Below are 24,026 nucleotides of genomic sequence, written 5' to 3' on the forward strand. Positions count from 1 at the left end.
GGTGGGCCAACCGGCCGCGCAGGGGCGGCAGTCGGACCGGCTGCCGCTGGTCGTGGTGATACCGACGAAGAACGAGGCGGAGAACATCGCGCGCACCGTCGCCTCGGTCGTCGACCATGTGCGGGCCGTCGTGGTCGTCGACTCGCACAGCACCGACGACACGTGCAAGATCGCCGCCGGGCTCGGCGCGGAGACCGTCGACTACACGTGGGACGGCCGCTACCCGAAGAAGAAGCAGTGGTGCCTGGACCATGTGCGCACCGACATCCCGTGGGTGCTCTTCCTCGACGGCGACGAGACGCCGAGCCCCCAACTCCTCGGCGAGCTGCGGGCGGTGTTCGCCGGCGGGCCGCCGTCGGTGGCCGCGTTCGACATCCCGCTCGGCTACTGGTTCGCCGGGCGGCGGCTTCGGCACGGCTACACCATCGTCAAGCGCGCCCTGCTGGACCGCACCCGCTGCCGCTTCCCCGAGGTCGGCGACCTCGGCGCGCCGGGCATGGGCGAGCAGGAGGGCCACTACCAGCCGGTCGCCGAATCCGCCGCCCGGCTGCGCTCCCCCATCGAGCACGAGGACCTGGACCCGGTGCGCACCTGGTTCGAGCGGCACAACCGCTACTCGGACTGGGAGGCGTGGCTGGAGCTCCACCCGGAGGTCAAGGAGCGCATCCGGCAGGTCAAGACCCGGCAGGGGCAGCTCTTCCACAAGGTGCCGTTCAAGCCGCTGGTGAGCTTCGGCTACGCGTACGTCTACAAGCGCGGCTTCCTCGACGGGCGGGCGGGGTTCGACTACGCGCTGGCGATGAGCTTCTACCGCTGGCAGATCGGGCTCAAGACCCGTGAACTGCGGCGGGACGGGGGTGCGTCCGGGCCATGACCTCGCCGTAGACGCCGAGCAGGGTGTCCACGACCGCGTCGATCGAGAAGCGGTCGTGGACCAACTGCCGTGCCGCCCGCGAGGCTTGCTCGTTGGCGTCGGGCTCCAGCAGTTCCAGCACCGCCTGGCCGACGAGCGGCCCGTTGTCGGCGTCCGGCAGGCTGTCGGTGACCCGCCCGGCGCCGGCCGCCGCGACGTCCGGCGAGAGCCCGCCGGTGCGGGCGACCACGACCGGCAGCCCCACCGACATCGCCTCCAGCACGGAGACGGCGAACGGCTCGACGACGGACGGCAGTACGTACACGTCCGCGCCCCGCAGCAGCGCCAGCACCTCGGCGTGCCCGAGCGGCCCCGGGCACTCCAGGGCGCCCGCGACGCCCAGTTCGGCGGCGAGCCGCCGCATGGGCCCGGTGAGCCCGCCGGTGTCGGGCCCGGCCAGCACGAACCGGGCGTCCGGGTGCCGCGCCAGGACGGTGGGCATGGCCCGGACGAAGTCCTCCGGCCGCTTGCGCTTCTGTACCCGCGCGCAGTAGACGACGGTCGGCGGCCGGTCCCCGCGCGGCGGCCTGGGCTCCTGCACCTGCACGCCGTTGACCAGCCGCCGGAAGCTCCCCAGCGGCGTCCCCGGCACCACGGCCTGCACACCGTCCCGCTCCATGGCCGTCAGGTGCAAGATCGCGTCCGCCCCCCGCAGCACCCGCTTCATCCCGAGCACGTCCACGGCCTTGGCGAACAGCTTCTCGGTCGGGTCGATCATCCCGTGCGTCTGCACGACCAGCGGCGTGCCCAACTCCCGCGCGATCAGCGCGAACGGCAGCGTGATCAGATCCCGCATGAGGTGCACATGCACGACGTCGGCCCCCCGCACCATCCGCCGCGCCCGCGCGAGCAGCCCCGGCGAGGTGATCCCGCTGACCTCGAACGCCGGCAGCACATGCCGCGCCTGATGCACGAACGAGGGCACCCCCTCCACCTCGCTCGGCAACGGCCCGACGAACTTGTCCCCCAACGTCGCGATCCGCGCGTCGACCCCCCGCCGCCGAAGCCCCTTGCTGAGATTGAGCGCGACCCGCGTGGGCCCCCCGAAGTCATTGCTCGGCGTATGCAACGTCACCACATGCAAGACCCGCACGCAGCCTCCCCCTTCCCCCACGCCTGCCCCGCACACTACCCGCGCCCCGCCGCATCCGCGCCGCTTTGCGAGGATTGCGACGGCAGGGAGGGCGCGGGCGGAGGTCAACTTCCGATGGCGGCGGTCACGGCTGAAGGGCCGACGAAGTCCTCGGGCAGGGCGTCCATGAGGAGTTCGTCCACGGGCTGCCCGAGCCAGTATCCGGAGTTGCGCAGCCGGCCGGCGTCCCGGAATCCGGCCTTCCCGTAGGCGCGGACGGCCGCCCCGTTGGGTGCGAGCACCTTGAGCCACACCATGCGGACGGCCCCCAGGCGGAACGCCCAGTCGAGGGTCAGCCGGGTCGCCTCTGTCGCATAGCCCTTTCCGCGCTCCTCCGGAGCGATGAGCATGACGTACTCGCTGGTGCGTACGGCCTGGTCCACGTAGAGCACGGTCATGCCCACTGCCCGCATGTCCTCCCGGCGGACGACTTCGAAGGCGGTGCGCACGGGGCTGCCGGCCTGCCCCTGCCAGCCGGCCGAGCGGGTCTCCCAGGACTGCGGCATCTGGGTCCCGTACCCCAGCACTGTGCCGGGGTGGTTCTCCCACCGGTGGTAGGTGGGCAGCATGTCCTGACGGGGCAGGCTGAGGGCCAGGCGGTCACCGTCGAGCAGGATATGGGGCTCGCTCACGGGGTGTGCTCCTCTCGTGGCCCGGGCGGTGCTCCCGGGCCGTCCGGTGTGCAGATCGGGGTGTAGAGACACGTCTCGTCCGGCTCCTCGACCGGCCGGCCCGCGGAATCGGCGATCCAGGCATGCAGGCGTATCGGGTCCGTGGCCATGCCGTGTCGCCATTCGGCTCGCCGCCCGGCGCATGCGAGCAGCAAGGCCGCGACCACCGACTGCTCCAGGCACCCCCACCGTGCGGGGACGAGGCGTGCGGCCCAACGCACAGCACGCACCGCGTGGACAGCCTGTTCGCGTGTGGCCGGTCGCCGGCACCGACCGTAGCAGCCCAGTTCCACGAGACGGGCGAATCGGCCCCGCCGCGGGCCGATGACGCGGACTCCCACGACGACGATCAGTACGGGAAGCGCGGCTGCCCGCCAGCGCGCGGGCGCGCTCCCGGCGGCGGGGAGGACGGCCAGGGTCTCGCTCGTGCCCCATGACGGCCCGCCGCGCACGTGGCGCAGGGTCGGGTGGGGTGCTGTCCGGCACGTTCCCGGTCGCAGCTCGATCCGGCCGGTCCGGTAGTCGACGGTGACCGAGGCGTTGTCCGTGAGCACGGTCACGACGGCACCGGCGTTCACCGGGCCCTCGCAAGGTCGTGCCACCGGGGCGCCGCACTGTGCTCGACGGCGGCCAGCCACAACTCCGCGTTCAGAGCGGGCACCAGCATGGGCCAGGCGGTCTCGGCGCCGAGCGCCGCCGCGTGCAGTGCGGCCCGCAACGGTGCGGGCCGGACGAGGCCCAGGGCGGCGAGGCGTCCGTCCGCCAGGGCGAGGGCCCGCCGGAGATTGGCCCGCACGCCACGGTGGAACTCGCCGACGAACACGCCTTTGGTCACCCGCTCGCGGGTCATGGGGGGAAGCAAGGAACCCACGGCGGCGGTCAGGAGTGGTTTGTACCGCGTGGCAGAGCAGCGCCGCCACGGGGCCGCCGACAGGACCGCGTCGAGTACCGGCCCGTCCAGGAAGGGGTTGCGCAGTTCGATGCCGAAGGCTTCGGCGAGCTGCTGCTCGGTGTGTGCCGAGCGTGCCGTGTAGCGCACCTCCGCGAGCAGCAGTGCGTCGCAGGTCCCCAGGTGTGCTGGTGCGGCCGGCGGCTCGGGAGCGGCGGCGGGCACCCACGGCGGGCGCCGGCCCCCACCACCGATGAGCGCGTGGTGGTCGCCCCGGACGGCCGCGCGCACCAGACCCCATGGGCTTGCCCGGCGCAGCAGCGCCCACGCCTGCGCTTCCGCAGCGAGTCGCCCCCATCGCCGGGCGTGAGCGAGGTCGATCAGGTGGGTGGGGGGCGGCAGGAACAGCGAGTCCCCTCCGTCCCCGGTCAGATGGCAGACGACGCGGCTGTCGGCCAGCGCGAGCAGTTGGGCGGACAGTCGCGACCAGGTGACCGAGGAGGGAGCGGGTTCGTCGGTTGCCGGTAGCCGCGACGGCGCCTGGCTCAGGGGCGAATGGCGCTGCTCCAGGGGTAGGAGCATGTGGCGCAGGTTCGGCAGGGTGCCGGCGAGCGTCCGCGCGTAGGCGACATCACCGCCTTCGTCCACCGCGGCGGGGTGAACCGTCATCCCGAGTACGGGGCCGTGCTCCGCGGCAAGGACCGCGAGGGTGCTCGAATCCATGCCCGCCAGATCGCAGGACGTCGCCACGCCGGTCACCGCGGCCCGTACGCCTTCGCGCAGCGCCCCTCGCAGTGCCGCGGCGGCGTCGTCCCACGGCCGCGGCGCGGATGTCCACCACGGCGAGATCTGCATCTCGCCGTCGCGCAGCAGCATGCGATGCCCCGCCGGGACCATGCCGACACCCGACCACGCGCTGCGCCCCGCCGTGTCGCGGCGGCTGTCCGCCAGGTAGCCGGCCAGCCATGCGGTATCGACCAGTCCGCCGGTCAGACCGGACAGCGCCCGGGAGCTGGACCCCCACACGACTCCGCCCCGGTGAGCCACGGTGTAGACGGGACACGCGCCGGCCGCATCCGTCATGACTTCCACGGCGCCGTCGTCGAGCCGCCGGACCAGGGTGAACGAGCCTCCCCATGCCCGAGTCGCCGCGGACAGGTCCCGGCTGTCCACCACCCGGGCGAGGTCGGCCGTGCCGGCCGCGCAGGGACCCAGGACGGCGAGTCGGGCAGTCCGGCCGCTCACCGTACGCAGCAGGCGGCCGGGCCAATGGCCCGCCGTCCACAGCGGAGGATCGCCCCAGATCACCCGGGCGCCCACGGGTACGACCGCTCGCGTGCCGGGCGAGCACCCACCGAACCAGTTCACCGCGTGCCTCCCCCGGATGCGGTGGCGCTCCTCGGCGAAGAAGGAGCGCCGCCCGTCGTCGTCAGCCGTACTGGTACCGCTTGTCCTCGGTGCTGCTGCCCTGCCCGCCCTTCGTCAGCGTGGCGGCGTCGCCCAGGACGATCACCCGGGGCGAGACCAGGGGGTCCTCGTCGTCCGTCCCGCCCGGCACCGGGCCCGGTCGCTGTTCCATGTCGTTTCCTCCTCTCCGGTGAGCCCGCACACGGACCATCGCGTACAGTCGTCGACCGATTACACTCGGCTCATCAGTCAGTAGGGTTGGGCCTCCTGGCCGTACGCTCCGCGCTCGTCGCGCTGCACATCCACGAACGTACGGCCGACCCCGGCCGGCTTGGACTGACTGCCGGTACGGGTTTGGCACGGATCGCTGAGACTCCCTCGGAGACACGATGGCCGGGCAAGCGCCGCACGGACGCAGCCGCACCTCGAACGGTGCCGTCGCCGGGTACGTCCTGCGGCTGGCCCGCGAGAGCATCCCGGCTGTGCAGAGTTCGTTCGCCGAGGCGCTGGGCCTGGACCTCGCCACCGTGCAGGGATGGGAGTCCGGCAGAAGACCCCTGGCCAACATGAAGGCGGGGGCACTGCTCGCCTTGAAGCGGCGGCTTCCGCACCTCGGCGCCGACCAGCGCTTGGTGGGGCTGCTCGACGCCGCCCTGGACGCGGACCGGATCATCGGCGCCGCCCTCGATCCCCGGGACCGGATCGGTGAGCACCCACTGGCGGGGTGGGTGCACAACCGCCAGACGGCGCACATGATCGCGTGGGCGGTGAACGGAACCGCCCCGCCGGCCATCGGTGCCCGGGAGGTCCGAGGCCGCCGAGGACCCGTGCCGGCCGCCCCGCTTCTGCCGCCGGGCGAGCGGATGCAGCTCTTCGACCACCTCCGCGCCATGGCCGAGGTCGCTTCGGCCGCCGACGGTGGCGGCATGCTCCTGCGTCGCCAGTCCCTGTATCTCGCAAGCTACGACCAGGGTGCCGACGCCCCTGCCTGGACCACACACACGCTGCGCTCACGCCGGGATGTGCTGTCCGTACGCGGCTGGTCCGAGCACTGGTCCGAGGCCCGGTCCACGGCAACTGCCCTTGCCCGTATGGGAGATCCCCAGCCGCTTCGCGACTTCATCGGCCGGTCGATGGCCGGCGACGACAGGGGGGAGGCGGCGAACCTGAACTACTGGGCCTATTGGCTCGGCGCGATGCCTTCCCAGACCGAGCCGGACGATTCGTTCATGGCTGATCGCCATCTGGCCGGCTTCGACCCCGTCACGCTCATGCGCCGCCTCGCGCAGGGGATGGCCGAAGCCCCGACCTATGTGGATTTGTACGCGCACTCCGTGTGGGTGCTGCTGTTCGCCCGCCCGTGGCTGCCTCTGGCGGATCCTGCCGTCGCCGCTCGGCTCGGGCGGCAGGTCATCCATGCGCTCGAAGCGCAGCAGGTGTCGGCGCAAACGCGTCGCGACCTCGGGGCAGTGCAATACCTTCTTACCGAGCACCGCGTCTGATCACCGGAGGCCAGCCATGGACGACGAGAACGCCGCAACGGGCACCGCGGGGTACCTGCTCGAACTGGGCATGCTCAAGCGGGCGAAGCGCTCGGGCTGGTGGATCGCCGGTGTCAAGGACCCCGAGACCATCGCCGAGCACTCGTTCAGGACCGCGGTCGTCGGCTCGGTGCTGGCGCTCATGGAGGGTGCGGACCCGGCGAGGGTCGCGTTGATGTGCGTCTTCCACGACACCCAGGAGACCCGCATCGGCGACATCCCGCACATCGGTCGCCGGTATGTGACCGCCGCGAGCAACGAGCAGGTGACGGCGGACCAGGTGTCGGCCGCGCACCCGGCGGTCGCCGCGGGCATCGGCCGGGTCGTCGACGAGTACGAGAACGGTGACAGCCTGGAAGTCGTCGTGGCGCACGATGCCGACAAGCTCGAATGCCTGCTCCAGGCCGTCGAGTACCGGGAACAGGGGTATGCCAACGTGCAGAACTGGATCGACACCAGCAAGGCATCCCTGAAGACCGCGTCCGCCCAGGAACTGGCCGAAGCGGCACTGAACATGACGTCCGTGGAGTGGCAGCAGACCTATCTCCGGTAGTCGCTCCGAAGCCGAGGGGGAGGGGGGTCACGTGGCGGCTACGAGACCGATGACGTACCGGGAGGCGTTGGGGAGGTTGCGGGGGGCGCAGAAGGGGGCCAGGGGGGTTTCGCTGTATTCGCGGTATGTGAACCGGCCGGTGGGGCGGGTGCTGGCGGCGGGGGCGTATCGGGTGGGGCTGACGCCGAATCAGGTCACGGTCGTCAGTGCGGGGTTGAGTTACGGGGGGATCGCGGTGCTCGCCGTCGTCGCGCCGGGGTGGGGGGTGGGGCTGGGGGTGTACGCGGCGCTCGCGTTGGGGTTCGCGTGCGACTCGGCGGACGGGCAGCTCGCACGGCTGCTGGGGGCGGGCGGGGCGGCGGGTGAGTGGCTGGACCATGTCGTGGACGCCGCGAAGATCACCGCCGTGCACGCCGCCGTGCTCATCACCTTCTACCGGCACTTCGCCCTGCCGGGCGACCGCTGGCTGCTGCTCCCGCTGGGCTTCCAGCTCGCCGCCGTCATGATCTTCTTCGGCGGGCTGCTCACCGACAAGCTCACCCCGAAGGTGCCGGGCGCCCCGCCCGCGGCGCCCTCGCGGCTGCGGGCCGTCGCCCTGCTGCCGGTCGACTACGGGGTCTTCTGCGCCGTCTTCCTGCTTCTGGGCAGCGAACGCGCCTTCCGCTACGCCTACTTCGCGCTCTTCCTCGCGCACGCCGCCGCCCTCGCGGCCTTCCTCACGAAGTGGTTCCGCGGGCTTCGGCGGCTGGCTGCGCCCTGACCGGCTCGGCCAGCACGTCGAGCGCCCGGCGCAGCAGTGTGCTGGAGGTGTGCACGGTGTACGGGAAGTAGACGACCTCCACGCCGACCGCCGCGAAGTCCCGTTCCAGCTTGCGGCCCTTGTCGGTGCCGCGCCAGTCGTCGCCCTTGAACAGCACGTCGAACCGCACCTGCCGCCATGTCTCGACCTTGTCCGGCACCGTCTCGACGAAGGCCGCGTCCACATGCCGCACGCTGCGGACGATCTCCAGCCGCTCCACCAGCGGCACCACCGGTGCCCGCCCCTTGGCGAGCAGGGCCATCTCGTCGGAGACGACGCCGGCGACGAGGTAGTCGCAGCGGGCGCGGGCGTGCCGCAGGATGTTCAGGTGCCCGACGTGGAAGAGGTCGTAGACCCCCGGCGCGTAGCCGACGCGGTACGCCCGCGGCGCCCCGCCCCCGCCCCCGCCCCCGTCCCTGCCCCCGCCGGCCGCCGCGCCCTCCGTGCCCGCCACGCCCCGTAAGCCGTCCTCGTGCGTCATGACTCGCCCCCAACCGCCCGGCCATTTCGGACTTTCCGACGATAGCCGGGCCGCCGCGCGGCAAAGCGGTGATTTGCCAAAGTCCAACGCTGGGCAAGACACGGCGGGATGCCCAAGTGAACGGTTAGTGTGGGCAGTTGGCCGCCTCGTGGCGAAATCAGGGGGGAAGGGGCACTCGTGGCCGGTTCCGGTGCGCGCCGAAGACTCCTGCTGGTCTCCACCAACTACGCCCCCGAGCACGCCGGGATCGGGCCGTACGCGACGCAGATCGCCGAGCACTGGGCGGCGGGCGGCGCCGAGGTGCACGTCCTGGCCGGGATGCCGCACTACCCGGCCTGGCGGCTCGACCCGGCGTACGAAGGGCGCTGGCGGGCCCAGGAGTTACGCGGCGGGGTGCGGGTGCACCGGCGGCGGCACACCGTACCGGCCCGGCAGACGGCCGTGCGGCGGGCGGTGTTCGAGGCGTCCGTGCTCGGGCACGCGCTGTGGGCGCCGCCCGTGATGCGCCGGCCCGACGCGGTGGTCGCCCAGATGCCGAGCCTGGCCGGCGGGGTCGTCGCGGCCCGGCTGGCCGCACGCCACCGGGTGCCGTATGTGCCGGTCGTGCAGGACCTGATGGGCGCGGCGGCGGCGCAGAGCGGGATACGCGGCGGGGGGCGGGTCGCCGCGGCGGCCGGGGCGGCGGAGGCGTACGCGCTGCGGCGGGCCACGCTCGTGGGCGTCATCCACGAGACGTTCGTGCCGAAGGTCACCGCGCTCGGCGTGCCCGAGGCGCGTATCCGGGTCGTGCCCAACTGGTCGCACGTCAGCGGCCCTTCACGTCCCCGCGAGCAGACCAGGGCGCGGCTGGGCTGGCCGCCGGACCAAACCGTGCTGCTGCACAGCGGCAACATGGGGCTCAAGCAGGGCCTTGAAGTGCTGGTCGAGGCGGCCCGGCTGGACCCGGCGCTGCGGGTGGTGCTGATGGGCGACGGCAACCAGCGCTCCGTCTTACGGGAGTTGGCGGGCGCGCTGCCCAACGTGGACTTCCTGCCGCCCGCCGCCGACGCGGACTTCCCCGACGTGCTCGCCGCCGCCGACGTGCTGGCCGTCACGCAGCGCGCCTCGGTGCTGGACATGAGCGTGCCGTCCAAGCTCACCTCGTATTTCGCGGCCGGCCGCCCCGTCGTGGCCTCGGTCGCGGCGGCCGGCGGCACCGCGCAGGAGGTGCTGCGCTCCGGGGCCGGCGTCGTCGTCGGGCCCGAGGACCCGCGCGGCCTGCTGGACGCGGTCCGCGCGCTGGCCGATGATCCTTGCAGGGCCGAGGAGTTGGGGGCGCGCGGACCGGTGTACGTGACGGAGCACCTGAGCCGCAGCGCGGGGCTGGCACGGATGGACGCGCTGCTCGCGGAAGCGCTCGGGGACGAAGGGACGCGGAGCTCGTGACCGACGTGACGCGCACGGAGCAGCGGCAGCCCGACGAACCCGACCTGCTGCGGGACCAGTTCCGCCAGCTCGTCCGCTACCGGGGCCTGCTCGTGGCCGGTGTGCTGCTCGGGCTGCTGGGCGGCGCGTACCTCGCCTTCAGCGGCGCGGACGCGTACACCGCGACGAGCGAGGTGATGGTCAGGGCGGCCACCGAGGACCCGTTCGCGATCGGCGCCACCGTCGACAAGAACATCAACATCGGCACCGAGCGGCAGACCGCCCTCAGCAGCACGGTCGCCGACGCCGCGGCGAAGGCGGCGAAGGCGCCGGTCGCCCCGATGTCGCGCTGCCTCCAGGTGAGCAATCCGCCCAACACGCTGGTGCTGCGCTTCACTTGTACGACGCCCGACGCGCACCGCTCGGCGGACTGGGTCAACGCGTTCACCACGGCGTATCTGGACAACCGGCAGGCGCAGACGAAGGCCACCATCGACCGGATGGTGGCCAGTTACCAGGCGCAGCTCGACCCGATGGTCGCGCAGCGCAACGACCTGCTGGACCAGATCCAGCGCGCCAAGTCCGCTCAGATCGCCGGGACTTTGGTTTCCGCGCAAACCAACCTGCTCAGCCGGATCACCGAACTGACCTCCGACATCAGCCAGTTGCGCGGCCTGGACACCACGCCCGGCATCGTCATCAAGCCCGGTGTGCCGCCCCGCGCGCCCTCCGGGCCCGGCCTCGCGATGATGCTGGGCCTCGGCGGGGCGGTCGGCATCGGGCTCGGGCTGCTCGGCGCGTGGGTGCGGCTGGTCTTCGACCCGACCGTGCGCAGCGACGCCGAGGTGACGCGCACCCTGGGCGCGCCCGTGCTGGGCACGCTGCCGCGGCTGCGCCGCCGGGACGCCGCGCGGGCCGCGGACGAGGGCGGTACGCCGGGGCTGCTGGCCGGCGGGCGCGGCGGCGGGCGGCTCGCCGAGGAATACCGCGCGGTCGCCTTCCGGCTCACCCACGACAAGCGCTTCTCCGAGCGCCGCCGGCTGCTGGTCGTGGGCCCGCGCGGCGGGGCCGGCGAGACGCCCGCGGCGGTCGCCGCGAACCTGTCGGCCTCCTTCGCGGAGATGGGCATGGAGGTGCTGCTCGTCGAGGCCGACCTGCGCACCCCGACGCTCGCGGACCGGCTGCGCACCGCGGACGGCAGCCGGCCCGGCTGGGCGAGGTCGCCCGGGCTCGGCGAGGGCGGCTGGCCCGCGGGGCTCCAAGTGCCCATCGACGCGGGCGAGTCGGGCTCCTTCGACCTCGTGCCGGGCCGCCGGGTGCGCAATGTCGCCCGCGCGCTGACCTCCGCGCCCGCCGGGCGGCTGTTCGCCGAGGCCGACGAGCCGGGCTCGGTCGTCGTCGTCCTCGCGCCGCCGGTGCTGGCGTACGCGGACGCCGTCGCGCTCGCCGACCGCGTCGACGGCGTCGTGGTGGTGTGCGACCCGCGGGCGGTGCGCCGCGCGGACCTGGAGCGGGTGGGCGAACTCATCGACGCGGCAGGGGCGTCGGTCCTCGGCGTCGTCCTGCACTCCGCCGAGCCCGGCGCCAAGCGCCGCTTCCCGCCCCGCCGTTCGCCCCGTACGCCGGCGCCCGCCGCCGACCGCCGCGGCACCGACTTCCCCCACCCGTCCCCCGCGACCGCCCCGGAGCGCCACCCGGTCCCTTGACCGGCCCCGCCCCGCGGCCCCCCGCCGCGGCTCCCGGGGCCGCCCCCGACCCCGCGCCGGGCGCGGATCCGTACGACGGCGAGGCGTACCCGGCCCCGTACGACCCGGAGCCCGACCCGTACGACCCGCACGGCGACCCGTACGACCCGGACCGTGACCCGTACGCCCCGGGCCGTGACCTCTACGGCGATCCGGACGCCGACCCGTACGACCTCCCCGGCGACGGGGACAGCGCCGGGACCTCCGGCGAGGCTCCCGGTCTCGGGGCCAAGGCGGCCATCGCCGCCTCCGTCGCCGACCAGGGTGTCGCCGCCTTCACCAACATCATCGTGCTGGTCGTCGCCGCCCGGCTGTCCAGCGCCGCGGGCTTCGCGGTCTTCTCGATGGTCTACATGGTCTTCACGGTGCTGCTCGGCATCAACGTCTCGTACGTCGGCCAGGCGCTCGTCCTGGAGCGCGGCACCGCCCGGGTACGGGCCGCCTGCCGGTCCGCGGCGGTCTTCACCGCGCTCGCGTCCACCGCGATCGGCCTCGCGATGGCCGCCGGGCTCGGCATGTTCGCGCGCGGCGCGACCGCGCACGGGCTCGCCGTCCTCGGCCTCGTGCTGCCCGTCGTGCTCACGCAGGACGGCCTGCGCTACTGCTTCTCCGCGCTGCGGCTGCCGCACTACGCGCTGGCCGGCGACACCGTGCGGCTGCTCGTCGCGGTGCCGGCGCTCGCGGTGCAGCCGCACGGGGCCGGCCCTGAGCGGCTGGTGGCGGTGTGGGGGGTCTCGGCGGTGCCCGCGCTGCTGGTGGCCGGCGCGCTGCTGTGGCCGCGGGTGCGGGGCGCGCGGGCGGACGTACGGGCGTACGTGCGGCGCGGGCATCTGGGGCGGCGGTTCGTCGTGGAGTTCGGCGTCGGCAACGCGACAAGCCAACTGGCCGTCGTGGGGCTGGGGTTGTTCGCCGCGCCGCTCGCGGTGGGCGCCCTGCGCGGCGCGACGACGCTCTTCGGCCCGATGAACGTCCTCTTCAACTCCGCGACCGCGTTCGGCCCGCCGCTGCTCAACCGGGTGCGCGGCACCGCCGGGAAGGTGCGGGCGACCGCCGTGCTGGCCGTCGCGCTGGCATGGGTCGCCGCGCTGTGGACGCTCGTGCTGATGCTGCTGCCCGCGCACGCGGGCCGCCAACTCCTGGGCGACACCTGGGCGGCGTCCGCCGCGCTGCTCGCCGCGTCCGGCAGCCAGTACGCGGCGATCGCGCTGGGCACCAGCGCGCTGCTGACCCTGCGGGTGCTCCGGCCGAGGGCGACGCTGCCGATCCAGGTGGTCTTCTCGCTGCTGTCCGTCGCCTTCATGCTGGCCGGCTACCGCGTCGACGGGGTGTACGGGGCCGCGTGGGGGCTGTTCGCCGGCTCGGCCCTCAAGGCGCTGGCGCTGTGGCTGCGGATCGCGTCCGTACGGCGGGCGGGCCCGGCGGCCGACGACGACGTGCCCGGCGAGGACGCGGAGCCGGTCAGCGCAGGATCGTCCGCCGGTCCTCGCTGAAGGTCGTCACAAGTGCCAGGCACAGCGCGGCGATCGCGATCCGCCCGGACGCCTGGAGCAGCGGCCCGCGCAGCAGGATGAACGAATAGCCGCACACCAGCGGGATCACGACCGCGGCGACCGTGCCGGGCCGCCCGTCCTCCACCGTCCGCTGCGCGTACCGGCGGTCGCCGCGGGCGCACAGGTAGCCGATCGCGAGGAAGCCGCCGGTCATTCCCAACGGGCCGAAGTCCAGCCACAGTTCGGCCCACAGCGGGGAGGAGAGGTTGGTGTTGGTCATGCCCATCCACTGGCCCACGACCACGCCCGAATCCTGCGGCTTGCCGTGCCACACCGAGCGCGGCACGAAGAACAGCACGTCGGCGGCGAGTTGCCGCCCGTCGGTGTGCCCGGCGCCGGAATGCGCGTACGTCAGGGTGTTGGCGAACATCCCGATCTGGTCGTAGTCCTTGACGGTCAGCGGCTCCAGCACGGAGGTCGTCTCGACCGGGTGGTAGCCGCCGCTGTCGTAGCGGAAGCGGTCCAGGAACGGGAAGAGCAGCAGCGCCGCGACCACGCCGGTGACCAGCGCGGCCCGGTACATCACCGGGCTGCGCGGGAAGGCGGTGAAGAGCAGCGCGAAGACGACCGTCAGGAACCAGTAACGCGGGTTGGAGACGGGGTTGTTGACGATCGCGTTGAGAACGACGAGACCGCCGAGCGCGGCGATCGCCGGGATGCTGCGGCGGGCGATGTGCGAGGTGATCATCCAGCGGGTCAGGAACAGCATCGCCAGCAGCGCCGGCACGGTCCCGAAGCCGCGCAGGAAGGCCGAGCCGACGTGGCTCTGCCCGCTCGCCCCGGCAAGCCCGCTGCTCCGCACGGACTCGCTGATCGCCTGCCGGCTGTCGAAGAAGACGGCGGGGCCGCCGAGTTTGAGGATCGAGTACGCGCTCCCGGCGTACGCGACCAGCACGAGCAGCCACAGCCGGCGCCGCGAGACCTGCGCCGGCGGCCGGGGCCTGCGCAGCCGCAGGGCGGGCCGGTTGCGGGCGAGCAGCGCGCCCACGTCGAAGGCCGCGCAGGCGATGAGGACGAGGGCGACGGCCGTGGTCGTGTCCGACCGCGGGCCCACCACCGGGGTCGGCACCTGCCCGAGCACTTCCTGCGTGAGCGGCGCGACGCCCATGGCCACGTACACGAAGAGCCAGAACGCGCCCTGGATGAGCCGGCGCCGCCTGGCCAGCACCATGGCGGCGAGCCGCCCGCCCGCGTAGACGGTGAGCGTGAGCTGCAGCCAATAGGCGCTGTCGCGCGGGGTGTTGCCGCCGCCGCCCGGCTGCGCGGTGACATACGCGGGCAGAAACCCGACGAGGGCGACCGCCAGCGGCACCGCAAGAGCCCGCGACAGCGCCGCCCGCGGCACGGAAGCGCTGCCGCTGAGCTTTCGGCCCTCCGGGGCCGCCTCGACCGCCATCCCCGTACCCCCTCCGGGGGGAGTTTACGGTGAGGTGCGCTGCGCCGGCGGTGAGTTGCGGCCTCCCGCCGGGGGGGTGAGTCCGCCCTCAGTACGCGCACGGGGGCGGCCCCCGCCCCTACCCTGGGGGGACGAGCCTCCAGGGAGGACAGGGCCGTGACGCCTTCGGACAACGCACCCGACCCGTACGCCGATCCGCTGGTCTTCGGCCAGCGGTTGCAGATTCTCCGCACGCGGCGGGGCATGACGCGCGAGCAGTTGGGCGGCCTGCTGGGCCGCACCGGCTCGTGGGTGAAGGCCGTGGAGAGCGGCCGGCTCAAGACGCCGAAGCTGGAAGTGATTTTGCGGGTCGCCGAGGTCCTGCGGGTACGGGACCTGTCCGACCTCACCGGCAACCAGGCCGTGCGGGTCGAGCTGTTCCAGGGCCCGGGGCACCCGCGGCTCGCCGCGGTGAAGGCGGCGGTGGACGCGTATCCGGTCGGCCCCGGGGCGGCGGCGCCGCCGGTCGCGCATCTGCGGGCCCGGCTCGACCACGCGTGGACCGCGCGGCACCGGTCGCCGCACCACCGCGAGGTGCTGGGCGCGCTGCTGCCGGACCTGATCCGGGACGCGCAGGCGGCCGTGCGGCAGTCCGAGGGGCCGGTGCAGCGCCGGGCGGCGCAGGCGCTCCTGAGCGAGACGTACTCGCTGTGCCAGTTCTTCGTCGCCTTCCAGCCGGACGCGGCGCTGCTGTGGCGGGTCGCCGAGCGCGGCCTGGTCGCGGCGCAGGAGAGCGAGGACCCGCGGGCCATCGGGGTCGCCGCATGGCTCGCGGGCCAGGCGCACCGGGACTCCGGGCCCGCGCACTTCGACGCGGCCGACCAAGTCGTGCTGGACAGCCTGGAGTTCCTGCGGCCCCTGCTGCCGGACGCGCCGGACGACGTACTGGCCATCGCCGGCGCGCTGACCTTCGAGGCCGGCTACACGGCCGCGCGGCGCGGTGCGACGGGTACGGCCTGGGGCCACTGGGACCGGGCCCGCGCCATGGCAGAGCGCCTGCCGGCCGACCACTACGACCCGGTCACGTCCTTCTCGCGGGCGATCATGGGCGCGCACGCCGTCACCGTCGCCGTCGAGCTCCACTCGGGCGGCGAGTCCGTCCGCCAGGCCGCCGCGGCCGAGGCGACCACCATCCCCTCCCGCCCGCGCCGGGCCCGGCACCGCATCGAGGAGGCCCGCGCCTACCACCTGGACGGCCAGCCCGACGCGGCCCTCGCGACCCTCGCCAAGGCGCACGAGGCCGCGCCCGAGACGATCCGCTACAACGGCTACGCCAAGCGCATCGTGCTGGAGGAGACGGAGTCCCGCGACCCCGCCCGCCGCCGCCGGGCGTCGCAACTCGCGGTGAAGCTCGGCATGTTGGCCGCGTGACCGAGGGGGCACAATCTGTGCCCGTGCGGTGCGGTGCGGGCCCTTAGCGTTGCTGCCGGCGAAGGCCCCGGCGTCCGGGGCGCGGCGCAACGCAGTGAGGAGCACCCACCGTGGCGAAGAACACCACCCGCCGGCCGAGCGAGGTGCGGTCGTGAACGGGATGCGGCTGCTGCCCTGGACGGGTGAGGGCGGCAAGCCCGCGTACCTGGCCCCGGGCAGCGGCGAGAGCTCGTTCGTGAACCGGCTCGCGGACGGCCTGGAGGCCGTGCAACTAGGCATGGCAGACGACCTGTTGGACCACGTCGAGACCTCGCTGCGCGAGCAGCCCCGCCCCGGTGAAGCGCAACTCGCCCTCACGGTCACGCACTTGTGCCACGCCCTGCGTGATGTACTGCGCGTGGCGCACAGCCGCGGCGACCGCCTCCCGGCCCGCGAGCCCGACGCCTGGACCGCCGCGGCCGACGCGGTCCTGGACCGCGAGGTCGACCGCTGAGAGCCGGGAGCTTCGGGGGGGCGAGTGCTGGCCGCACCCGGACGTCAGCTCCCCGCACCGCCTGCTCTGCACCCCTGCGCCACCGCCAGGCACCACACTCCACCCACCGGCGTACGCCATCGGCACCAGCACCCCCGCCCGTGAGCGGCATCGCCGACGTACTCCGTCCGGCGCAGCGCCTCCGCCGTCGGCGGGAGAAATGCGACAATCCGTCTTAAGCTCGGCGCTGATGTCGATCACTCGCCGCAACCTCCTCCAGCTCGGCGCCACCGGCGCGCTGCTCACCGGCTGCTCCGCCGGCCAGGCACCGCACCCCGCCGCCGCGCGGTCCGGCGTGCCCGCCGCACCCTCCGCGAGCCCCGCGGCGGGCAGCTCCGCCTCCCCCACCGCCGGCGCAGCCACCGCGCTGCCCGCGCAGATCGAGCACGGGCCCCGGAGCCGCCCGCAGCTCGCCCTCACCTTTCACGGGCAGGGCGACCCCGCGCAGGCCGAGGCGATGCTGAGCGCGGCGGAGAAAGGGGGTGCCCGGCTCACCGTGCTGGCGGTGGGGAGCTGGCTCGACGCGTATCCGCAGCTCGCGAAGCGTGTCCTGGGCGGCGGGCATGAGCTGGGCAACCACACGCAGACGCATGGCGACATCGGCTCCATGGACGAAGCCGAGGCCGGCGCGGAGATCACGCGGTGCGCGGCGCGGCTGCGCCAACTGACCGGCAGCCAGGGACGCTGGTTCCGGCCCTCGCAGGCCCGGCTGACGACGCCCCGGGTCGTCGCCCTGGCCCAGCAGGCGGGCTACCCGCACCTGCTGTCGTACGACGTGGACACCCTCGACTACACCGACCCCGGCCCCACGGCCGTCCGGCAGGCGGTCGCCGACCAGGCCGGCCCCGGCTCGGTGGTCTCGCTGCACTTCGGGCACCCCGGCACGCTCGCCGCGCTGCCCGGCATCCTCGACGACCTGCGCCGCCGCGGCCTCCGCGCGGTCACGACCACGGAGCTGCTGACCTGATGCGTAGCCCCTCCCCCCGCGCCGCGTCCCGCCCCGCCGCGAAGACTCCCGCCCGGCGCAGCCGCCTGCTCCCCCGTACGGCCGCCGCCGCCCTCGTCGCCGTCACCGCACTGCTCGCCGCGGCCTGCGGCGACTCCGGCGCCCGTTCCCTCGCCCCCTCCCGCGCCCAGGCGGCGGTCGCCGCGCAGGCGGCAGCGGCGGCTGCGGCGGCCAGGGCCCAGCAGCGGGCCGCCGCGGCCCACCCGGGCCTGCCCGGCATGCCCCCGCTGCTCGACCAGCACGACGTCTACGCCGCCGACCGCCCCGGCAACCTCTCCCCCGCCGTGCGCGGCATGCCCTCCCTGGTCTATGTGCCGAACACCGAGTCCGACACCGTCTCCGTCATCGACCCGAAGACGTACAAGGTCATCCGTACGATCCCGGTCGGCCGGCAGCCGCAGCACGTCGTGCCGTCGTGGGACCTCAAGACGCTGTGGGTCAACAACGACGTCGGCAACAGCCTGACCCCCATCGACCCGGCGACCGGCAAGGTCGGCAAGCCGGTGGACGTGCACGACCCGTACAACCTTTACTTCACGCCGAACGGCAAGTACGCGATCGTCATGGCCTCGCTCGACCGGCAGCTCGTCTTCCGCGACGCGCACACGATGGCGATCGCCAAGACCGTGCCGGTGAGCTGCTACGGGGTGAACCACGCGGACTTCTCACCCGACGGGCGCTACTTCATCGTCTCGTGCGAGTTCTCCGGCGAGCTGCTGAAGGTGGACACCGCCGCGATGAAGGTGGTCGCCCAGCAGAAGATCCCGTTCGAGGGCTCGATGCCGCAGGACGTGAAGATCTCGCCGGACGGGCGGACGTGGTACATCGCGGACATGGTCGCGAACGGCGTCTGGACGATGAACGGCGACACCTTCTCCACGCCGAAGCTGATCCCGACCGGCGCGGGCGCGCACGGGCTGTACGTCTCGCGCGACTCGCGCTACCTGTACATCTCCAACCGCGGCGAGGGCTCGGTCTCGCTGCTGGACTTCCGCACCGGCAAGCTCACCGCGAAGTGGCACATCGACGGCGGCGGCTCCCCCGACATGGGCGGCGTCTCCGCCGACGGCAAGGTGCTGTGGCTCACCGGCCGCTACAACGCCGAGGTCTACGCCCTCGACACCGCCACCGGCCGCACGCTCGCCAAGATCCCCGTCGGCTCCGGCCCGCACGGCCTCGCCGTCTACCCGCAGCCCGGCCGCTACTCCCTCGGCCACACCGGCATCTTCCGCTGACGCCCCACGCCCACGCCCACGCCCGCACCCGCACCCGCACCCGCACCCGCACCCGCACCCGCACCCATACTTACGCCCGCACCCGCGGGCATATCAGGGCATCATGGGAATATCCGACCCCCTTCCGCCCGCTTCAGCAGATCGCGCCCCCAGCGCCGTCACCCGCGGGGGGCGAGGGGCAGCGCGGAGGAGAGAGGACGTATGCGGGTCGGGTGGAGGCGTCGGATGGCGGCGTGGAATCCCACCGGGAGCCTCGGCTACCGGTGGAACGTGGTCGCGGCGGTGGCCATCGCGCTCGTACCGATCGTCGACCACTTCGTGCCGCGCAATGTGCACCTCGCGCACGCCCTGGTCGTGCCCGTCGCGGTGACGGCCGTCTTCTTCGGGGCCCGGCGCACCGCCGTCATCGCCGGTCTGGCGATCGTCGCGCTGGTGGCCGCCGGCGCGGAGCGCATGTCGCTCGGTACGGAGAGCGTCCTGGTCGAGCTGGGGTCGCTCGCCGCGCTGTCGGCGCTGCTCGTGCTGGTCAGCGGGCTGCTGGAGCGGCGCGGGCGGGAGCTGGCCGGGCTGCGGCATGTGTCGGAGGCGGTGCTGCCGCCGCTGCCGGGGCGGGTCGGGCCGGTCTCGCTCGCCTCGGTCTACCGGGCGGCGGACGCCGACACCCCGGTCGGCGGCGACCTCTACGCGGTGGCGCGCACCGCCGACGCCACCCGGGTGCTCATCGGGGACGTGCGCGGCAAGGGCCTGGCGTCGGTCGGCGACACCGAGACCGTGCTGGGCGCCTTCCGGGCCGCCGCGCACCGGCAGTCGCCGCTGCCGGAGCTGGTCGCGCTGCTGGAGGGCAGCGTCCGCTGGGGCTTGACCGGCCACGGCGGGGTGGCCGCGCCGCAGGACGCCGCCGAGCGGTTCGTCACCGCGGCGGTCGTGGAGATCCCGGACGGCGAGCCGACCCTGCGGGTGATCAGCTGCGGCCATCTGCCGCTGCTGCTCTTCCACGACGACTCGGTGACCTCGCTGAGCGCCGAGCACCCGGCGCCGCCGCTGGGCCTGGGCGCGCTGGCGGACGAGGGCTACACCGCGACGAGCTTCCCCTTCGCGCCGGGCGACCGGCTGCTGCTCTACACCGACGGCGTCACCGAGGCGCGGGACGGCAAGGGCGACTTCTTCCCGCTGCTGGAGCGCGCGGCCGACTGGGCCGGCCACGGGCCCGACCGGCTCGTCGAGGCCCTGACGGAGGAGCTGGAGATTTACGCGCCGGCCGGCCTGACCGACGACATGGCCGCGGTCGCCATCCGCCGCGAGGGGTGACCTACGCGGCCGGTGACGTTACGTGACTGGCACCCGCGCGCCCACCCTCCCCGTACCGCGATCCCTGGCCCGCAGGCTACTGACGGGTTATCGTGAATGGTCCGGGGTCCGCTCAACGGGCCCGTCAGGCAGGGGGAATGCCATGGTTCTGATCCTTGCGGCGGCAGCCGTACTCGTCGTCGGCGTGATCGCCGGCATCGTCGTGCTGGCCCGGCGCGGCTCCGCCCGGGGCGATCTGCACGCCGAGGGCACGCACCGCGCGGTGCGCGAGTTCGAGCGCGCCTTCCACGACTCCCGCACGGTCCACAACGCCGCCGCGATGGGCGACGGCTACCACCGCTGACGCGACCCGCTACCCCGTACGCCGCAGCGCCCGCGCCAGGTGCGTGGCCGCGGCGGCGCGCGGGGCGCTGCCCTGGCGGTGGCGTACGGGGTGGACGGTGTTGGCCAGCAGCACCAGGAACGCACCCGACGCCGGGTCGAGGACCAGGCTCGTCCCCGTGAAGCCGGTGTGGCCGGCGGCGCCCCGGCCTGGGGCGGCCAGCTCGCCCATGAACCACGCCTGGTCGGTCTCGAAGCCCAGCTCGGGCCGCAGCGGCAGCGCGCCGGTGAGCAGGGCGTGGGCGAAGAGGGCCAGGTCCCAGGCGGTGGAGAAGAGCCCCGCGTGACCGGCGACGCCGCCCATCGCGTACGCGTTCTCGTCGTGGACGGTGCCGTGCACGAGCCCGCGGTCGAGCTTGCCCCACGGGCGCCGCTGGTCCTCGGTCGCGGCGATACGGGGCCGCCAGTCGGCCGGCGGCGCGAAACGCGTCGAGGTCATGCCGAGCGGCCCGGTGATGCCCTCGGCGACGAGCCGGTCCAGCGGGCGGCCGGTCACCCGCTCCAGCAGCGTCTGGGTGAGCAGCAGGTTCAGGTCGGAGTACGTGCGCTGCGCGCCGGGCGGGGTGAGCGGCTGCTCCGCGGCCAGCCGGGCGGTGCGCGCGGCGGCGTCCGGGAGGTCGTAGAGCGGCAGCTCGGGGCGCAGGCCCGAGGTGTGGGTGAGCAGGTGGCGCAGGGTGAGACCGGGCGCGACGAGGCCGGGGACGTACGCGGTCAGCTCGCGCTCGGGGTCCAGGACGCCGGCCTCGATCTGCTGGGCGGCGACCACGGCGGTGAAGAGCTTGGTCAGGGAGGCCAGGTCGAAGACGGTGCCGGGGCGCATCGGCACCCGCTCCCCCGCCGGCAGCTCCACCCCGCGGCCGGTGTGCTCGTCGTACGAGCGGTAGCGCAGCGCCCAGCCCACGGCCTCGTGCAGCGCGACCACGTCCCCGCGCCCGGCCAGCACGACGGCCCCCGCGCACCACGGATGCCCCGCCGCGGCGAGCTCGGCCCGCAGGCCCGGGACGATCCGCCCTACCTCGTCGGCGTCGAGGCCCGCCTCAGGGCAGGTACCTCTCGACAGCGGCGGCGCCATTTTCCTCCAGCTCTCTGCGGGCCTTCTCGATCCGCTCGGGTGTGCAGTCCGCTCCGGAGGCCATCACCAGGTCCTCCGGGTCCACCGGGGACTCCGCCCCCGTCCGCAGTGCGCTGTCGGCTGTCTTGAACGCCCAGGTGCGTTCGTCCGGATCGGACATCGCTTCCTCCATACGGGCTAGGTACGGGCGAGAACGCCTATAGTCCCTCCACACTACGTCGGCGCGGCACGCAGAGCCCGACAAATGCCACGCACGCGATGAGTGTGCAGGTCACGATGGTGATCGCCATCGGCACCGCGGTGCCGTCCCCGGCGATCCCGGCGAGCGGCGAGATCACCGCGCCGATCAGGAAGGACGACGTCCCGATGAGCGCGGAGGCCGCGCCGGCGTTGCGCTTGGTCCGCAGCAGCGCCTGCGTGTTGGTCGTGGGCAGCACCAGGCCCATCGAGGCCATCATCACGAACAGCGACCCGGCGATCTCGGGCAGCGAGGCCCGGCCGAATACGCCGGTGGTGAACAGCAGCAGCATCACCGCGGCGCCGGTGATGAGGACCAGGCCGACCGCGAGCACCCGGTCCAGGTCCACCCGGCCCACCAGCATCTTGCCGTTGAGCTGGCCGATGCCGACGATGCCGATCGAGTTGAGCCCGAACAGCAGGCTGAAGGTCTGCGGCGAGGCGCCGTAGATGTCCTGCACGACGAACGACGACGCGGACACGTACGTGAACAGCGCGGCGAAGGCGAAGCTGCCGGCGACGACGTAGCCGCTGAAGACCCGGTCGGCCAGCAGCCCGCGGAAGGCGCCGAAGGTGCCGGCCAGCTCGCCGCAGTGGCGGTCCTCGGGCGGCAGCGTCTCGCCGAGGCTGCGCCACACCACGGCGGTGAGCAGGATGCCGATGGCGGTGCAGACGACGAAGACGCCGCGCCAGTCGGTCAGCCGCAGGATCTGGCCGCCGATGACGGGCGCGACGATCGGGGCGACACCGGAGATCAGCATCAGGGTGGAGAAGAAGCGGGCCATCTCCACGCCGTCGTAGAGGTCGCGGACGATCGCCCGGGAGATGACGATGCCGGCCGCGCCCGCGAGGCCCTGGACGAGCCGGAAGCCGACCAGCAGCGGGGCGGTCGGCGCGAACGCGCACACCGCGGTGGCGACGACGTAGACGACCATGCCGATCAGCAGCGGGCCGCGGCGGCCGAAGCGGTCGCTGAGCGGGCCGACGAGGAGCTGGCCGAGGGCCATGCCGGCCAGGCACGCGGTGAGGGTGAGCTGGACGGTGGAGGTGGTGCTGTGCAGGGCGTCGGTGACCTGGGGCAGCGCGGGCAGGTACATGTCCATGGACAGCGGCGGCAGCGCCGTCAGCCCGCCGAGGACCAGGGTGACCAGCAGGCCGACCCGGGCCTGGCGGGCCGCGCCCGGGGTGAGGGAGGAAGCGGGGGACTGGGGGGTGGGCGGGGCGGCAGATCTCGGCCCGGCGTCCTGCACGGTAGGCACTCTCTCTCGGAGGTCGTTGAATCGTTGCCTATTCTTTCAGTCGTCGGGGACGGCCGAGACCAGGTTTTGGGGCATCGATGAGTGACGTGAACCGCACGATCCGCTGGGGCGTGCTGGCGACCGGCGGCATAGCCGCGACCTTCACGGAGGCGCTGGCCACCGTGCCGGGCACCGAGGTGGTGGCGGTGGGCTCGCGCAGCCTGGACAGCGCCAAGGCGTTCGCCGGCCGGTACGGGATACCGCGCGCGTACGGCAGCTGGGCCGAGCTCGCGGCCGACGACGGCGTGGACGTCGTCTACGTCGCGACCCCGCACTCGGCGCACCGGGAGGCCGCCGGGCTGTGCCTGGAGGCGGGGCGGGCGGTGCTGTGCGAGAAGGCGTTCACCCTCAACTCCCGTGAGGCGCACGAGTTGGTGGGCCTTGCCCGGGAGCGCGGGCTGTTCCTCATGGAGGCCATGTGGACGTACTGCAACCCGCTGGTCCGGCACCTGGTCGCGCTGGTCGCCGACGGCATCATCGGTGACATCCGCACGGTCTCCGCGGACTTCGGCTTCGCCGGCGACTTCGCGCCCACCCACCGCATGCGCGACCCCGGACAGGGCGGCGGCGCGCTGCTGGACCTCGGCGTCTACCCGGTCTCCTTCGCCCAACTGCTGCTGGGCGAGCCGGACAGCGTCGACGCGTGGGCGCATCTGACGCCCGAGCGCGTCGACGACACCACCGGGGTGCTGCTGGGCTGGAACAGCGGCGCGCTGGCCACCTTGACCTGCACCTTCGCCGCCGACACCGGCGCGCCGGCGGCGATCAGCGGCACGCGTGGCCGGATCGAGCTGCCCGAAGGCTTCTTCAACCCGGGGAAGTTCGTCGTCCACCGGCAGGGCGAGACCCCGCACACCGTGGAGTTCGCCGACGTCACCGACGACGGCCTGATCCGCGGCACGATGCGCTACGAGGCGATCGAGGTCAACCGCTGTTTGCGCGAGGGGCTTACGCAGTCGCCGCTGGTGCCGCTGGAGGGCTCGCTGTCGGTGATGCGCACGCTGGACGCGATCCGCGGGCGCATCGGCGTGCGCTACCCGGGCGTCGACTGACGCCGCGGCCCGGG

Annotated in this window: 24 protein-coding genes; 14 read left to right on the forward strand and 10 right to left on the reverse strand. The window is 73.7% G+C overall.

Going from position 1 to position 24,026, the window contains the following annotated elements:
* Position 1: 1 nt before the first annotated feature.
* Positions 2 to 874 (forward strand): glycosyltransferase family 2 protein, encoded by an 873-nt coding sequence (locus HCN08_RS15125; RefSeq protein ID WP_167983578.1) that lies wholly within the window; start codon positions 2 to 4, stop codon positions 872 to 874.
* On the opposite strand, the gene HCN08_RS15130 is transcribed toward HCN08_RS15125, so the two are convergent.
* The 5 genes from HCN08_RS15130 to HCN08_RS15150 form a co-directional block, all read right to left on the reverse strand.
* Positions 828 to 2,006, reverse strand: a complete 1,179-nt coding sequence (locus HCN08_RS15130; RefSeq protein WP_167983579.1) for a glycosyltransferase — start codon at positions 2,004 to 2,006, stop codon at positions 828 to 830. The two genes, HCN08_RS15125 and HCN08_RS15130, sit on opposite strands and share 47 nt — an antisense overlap.
* 104 nt (positions 2,007 to 2,110) lie before the next feature.
* Positions 2,111 to 2,677 carry a GNAT family N-acetyltransferase gene (locus HCN08_RS15135; RefSeq protein ID WP_167983482.1) on the reverse strand — a complete coding sequence of 189 codons (567 nt, stop codon included), beginning with the start codon at positions 2,675 to 2,677 and terminating at the stop codon, positions 2,111 to 2,113.
* On the reverse strand, positions 2,674 to 3,354 hold the full coding sequence (locus HCN08_RS15140; RefSeq protein WP_322974457.1) for a lasso peptide biosynthesis B2 protein: 681 nt from the start codon (positions 3,352 to 3,354) through the stop codon (positions 2,674 to 2,676). The genes HCN08_RS15135 and HCN08_RS15140 overlap by 4 nt, the downstream gene beginning before the upstream one ends.
* Positions 3,291 to 4,973: an albusnodin/ikarugamycin family macrolactam cyclase gene (locus HCN08_RS15145; protein WP_322974458.1), complete on the reverse strand. Its 1,683-nt coding sequence runs from the start codon at positions 4,971 to 4,973 to the stop codon at positions 3,291 to 3,293. Before HCN08_RS15145 ends, HCN08_RS15140 begins: the two co-directional genes overlap by 64 nt.
* Before the next feature lie 61 nt (positions 4,974 to 5,034).
* Positions 5,035 to 5,184: an albusnodin family lasso peptide gene (locus HCN08_RS15150; RefSeq protein ID WP_167983581.1), complete on the reverse strand. Its 150-nt coding sequence runs from the start codon at positions 5,182 to 5,184 to the stop codon at positions 5,035 to 5,037.
* Positions 5,185 to 5,401: 217 nt separating this feature from the next.
* Here HCN08_RS15150 and HCN08_RS15155 point away from each other — a divergent pair, with 217 nt between their 5' ends.
* From HCN08_RS15155 to HCN08_RS15165, 3 genes are read left to right on the forward strand one after another with little or no spacing between them, the layout of a single operon-like run.
* The gene (locus tag HCN08_RS15155) at positions 5,402 to 6,514 is read left to right on the forward strand and encodes a helix-turn-helix domain-containing protein (protein ID WP_167983582.1); all 1,113 of its coding nucleotides are present in this window, start codon (positions 5,402 to 5,404) and stop codon (positions 6,512 to 6,514) included.
* Between the two features lie 16 nt (positions 6,515 to 6,530).
* Positions 6,531 to 7,106, forward strand: coding sequence for an HD domain-containing protein (locus HCN08_RS15160; RefSeq protein WP_167983583.1), 576 nt, complete (start codon positions 6,531 to 6,533; stop codon positions 7,104 to 7,106).
* 49 nt (positions 7,107 to 7,155) lie between these two features.
* A complete protein-coding gene (locus tag HCN08_RS15165; RefSeq protein WP_206318809.1) occupies positions 7,156 to 7,866 on the forward strand; it encodes a CDP-alcohol phosphatidyltransferase family protein in 711 nt (236 codons plus the stop codon).
* Here the strand turns inward: HCN08_RS15165 and HCN08_RS15170 are convergent.
* Positions 7,823 to 8,233, reverse strand: coding sequence for a cytidyltransferase (locus tag HCN08_RS15170; protein WP_167983646.1), 411 nt, complete (start codon positions 8,231 to 8,233; stop codon positions 7,823 to 7,825). The two genes, HCN08_RS15165 and HCN08_RS15170, sit on opposite strands and share 44 nt — an antisense overlap.
* 363 nt (positions 8,234 to 8,596) lie before the next feature.
* On the opposite strand from HCN08_RS15170, the gene HCN08_RS15175 reads away from it, so the two are divergent.
* The 3 genes from HCN08_RS15175 (at position 8,597) to HCN08_RS15185 (ending at position 13,025) form a co-directional block, all read left to right on the forward strand.
* Entirely contained in the window at positions 8,597 to 9,811 is a 1,215-nt protein-coding gene (locus HCN08_RS15175) for a glycosyltransferase (RefSeq protein WP_167983648.1), read from the forward strand.
* Positions 9,808 to 11,496, forward strand: a complete 1,689-nt coding sequence (locus tag HCN08_RS15180) for a lipopolysaccharide biosynthesis protein (protein ID WP_167983584.1) — start codon at positions 9,808 to 9,810, stop codon at positions 11,494 to 11,496. The genes HCN08_RS15175 and HCN08_RS15180 overlap by 4 nt, the downstream gene beginning before the upstream one ends.
* A gap of 278 nt (positions 11,497 to 11,774) precedes the next feature.
* Positions 11,775 to 13,025 (forward strand): MATE family efflux transporter, encoded by a 1,251-nt coding sequence (locus HCN08_RS15185; RefSeq protein ID WP_322974465.1) that lies wholly within the window; start codon positions 11,775 to 11,777, stop codon positions 13,023 to 13,025.
* Here the strand turns inward: HCN08_RS15185 and HCN08_RS15190 are convergent.
* On the reverse strand, positions 12,994 to 14,481 hold the full coding sequence (locus tag HCN08_RS15190; RefSeq protein WP_167983585.1) for an oligosaccharide repeat unit polymerase: 1,488 nt from the start codon (positions 14,479 to 14,481) through the stop codon (positions 12,994 to 12,996). The two genes, HCN08_RS15185 and HCN08_RS15190, sit on opposite strands and share 32 nt — an antisense overlap.
* A 156-nt stretch (positions 14,482 to 14,637) precedes the next feature.
* On the opposite strand from HCN08_RS15190, the gene HCN08_RS15195 reads away from it, so the two are divergent.
* From HCN08_RS15195 to HCN08_RS15220, 6 genes are all read left to right on the forward strand, one after another.
* Positions 14,638 to 15,891: a helix-turn-helix domain-containing protein gene (locus tag HCN08_RS15195; protein ID WP_322974459.1), complete on the forward strand. Its 1,254-nt coding sequence runs from the start codon at positions 14,638 to 14,640 to the stop codon at positions 15,889 to 15,891.
* Between the two features lie 160 nt (positions 15,892 to 16,051).
* The gene (locus HCN08_RS15200) at positions 16,052 to 16,384 is read left to right on the forward strand and encodes a hypothetical protein (RefSeq protein WP_167983650.1); all 333 of its coding nucleotides are present in this window, start codon (positions 16,052 to 16,054) and stop codon (positions 16,382 to 16,384) included.
* A gap of 229 nt (positions 16,385 to 16,613) precedes the next feature.
* Positions 16,614 to 17,390 (forward strand): polysaccharide deacetylase family protein, encoded by a 777-nt coding sequence (locus HCN08_RS15205; protein ID WP_167983586.1) that lies wholly within the window; start codon positions 16,614 to 16,616, stop codon positions 17,388 to 17,390.
* Complete coding sequence (locus tag HCN08_RS15210) at positions 17,390 to 18,664, forward strand: YVTN family beta-propeller repeat protein (RefSeq protein WP_167983587.1); 1,275 nt, start codon at positions 17,390 to 17,392, stop codon at positions 18,662 to 18,664. Before HCN08_RS15205 ends, HCN08_RS15210 begins: the two co-directional genes overlap by 1 nt.
* Before the next feature lie 225 nt (positions 18,665 to 18,889).
* Positions 18,890 to 19,972: a PP2C family protein-serine/threonine phosphatase gene (locus tag HCN08_RS15215; protein WP_167983588.1), complete on the forward strand. Its 1,083-nt coding sequence runs from the start codon at positions 18,890 to 18,892 to the stop codon at positions 19,970 to 19,972.
* Positions 19,973 to 20,114: 142 nt separating this feature from the next.
* Positions 20,115 to 20,315 carry a hypothetical protein gene (locus tag HCN08_RS15220; RefSeq protein WP_167983589.1) on the forward strand — a complete coding sequence of 67 codons (201 nt, stop codon included), beginning with the start codon at positions 20,115 to 20,117 and terminating at the stop codon, positions 20,313 to 20,315.
* A gap of 9 nt (positions 20,316 to 20,324) precedes the next feature.
* Here the strand turns inward: HCN08_RS15220 and HCN08_RS15225 are convergent, their stop codons facing one another.
* Genes HCN08_RS15225 through HCN08_RS15235 form a run of 3 tightly spaced genes read right to left on the reverse strand, consistent with a single transcriptional unit; the run spans position 20,325 to position 22,912 of the window.
* On the reverse strand, positions 20,325 to 21,425 hold the full coding sequence (locus HCN08_RS15225) for a serine hydrolase domain-containing protein (RefSeq protein ID WP_167983590.1): 1,101 nt from the start codon (positions 21,423 to 21,425) through the stop codon (positions 20,325 to 20,327).
* Positions 21,391 to 21,585, reverse strand: coding sequence for a hypothetical protein (locus tag HCN08_RS15230; RefSeq protein WP_167983591.1), 195 nt, complete (start codon positions 21,583 to 21,585; stop codon positions 21,391 to 21,393). Before HCN08_RS15230 ends, HCN08_RS15225 begins: the two co-directional genes overlap by 35 nt.
* A 37-nt stretch (positions 21,586 to 21,622) precedes the next feature.
* Positions 21,623 to 22,912 carry a multidrug effflux MFS transporter gene (locus HCN08_RS15235; RefSeq protein ID WP_322974460.1) on the reverse strand — a complete coding sequence of 430 codons (1,290 nt, stop codon included), beginning with the start codon at positions 22,910 to 22,912 and terminating at the stop codon, positions 21,623 to 21,625.
* A gap of 86 nt (positions 22,913 to 22,998) precedes the next feature.
* On the opposite strand from HCN08_RS15235, the gene HCN08_RS15240 reads away from it, so the two are divergent.
* Complete coding sequence (locus HCN08_RS15240; protein WP_167983593.1) at positions 22,999 to 24,012, forward strand: Gfo/Idh/MocA family protein; 1,014 nt, start codon at positions 22,999 to 23,001, stop codon at positions 24,010 to 24,012.
* Positions 24,013 to 24,026: the final 14 nt, after the last annotated feature.

This window comes from Actinacidiphila epipremni, from assembly GCF_012034175.1.
GTDB lineage: Bacteria > Actinomycetota > Actinomycetes > Streptomycetales > Streptomycetaceae > Actinacidiphila > Actinacidiphila epipremni.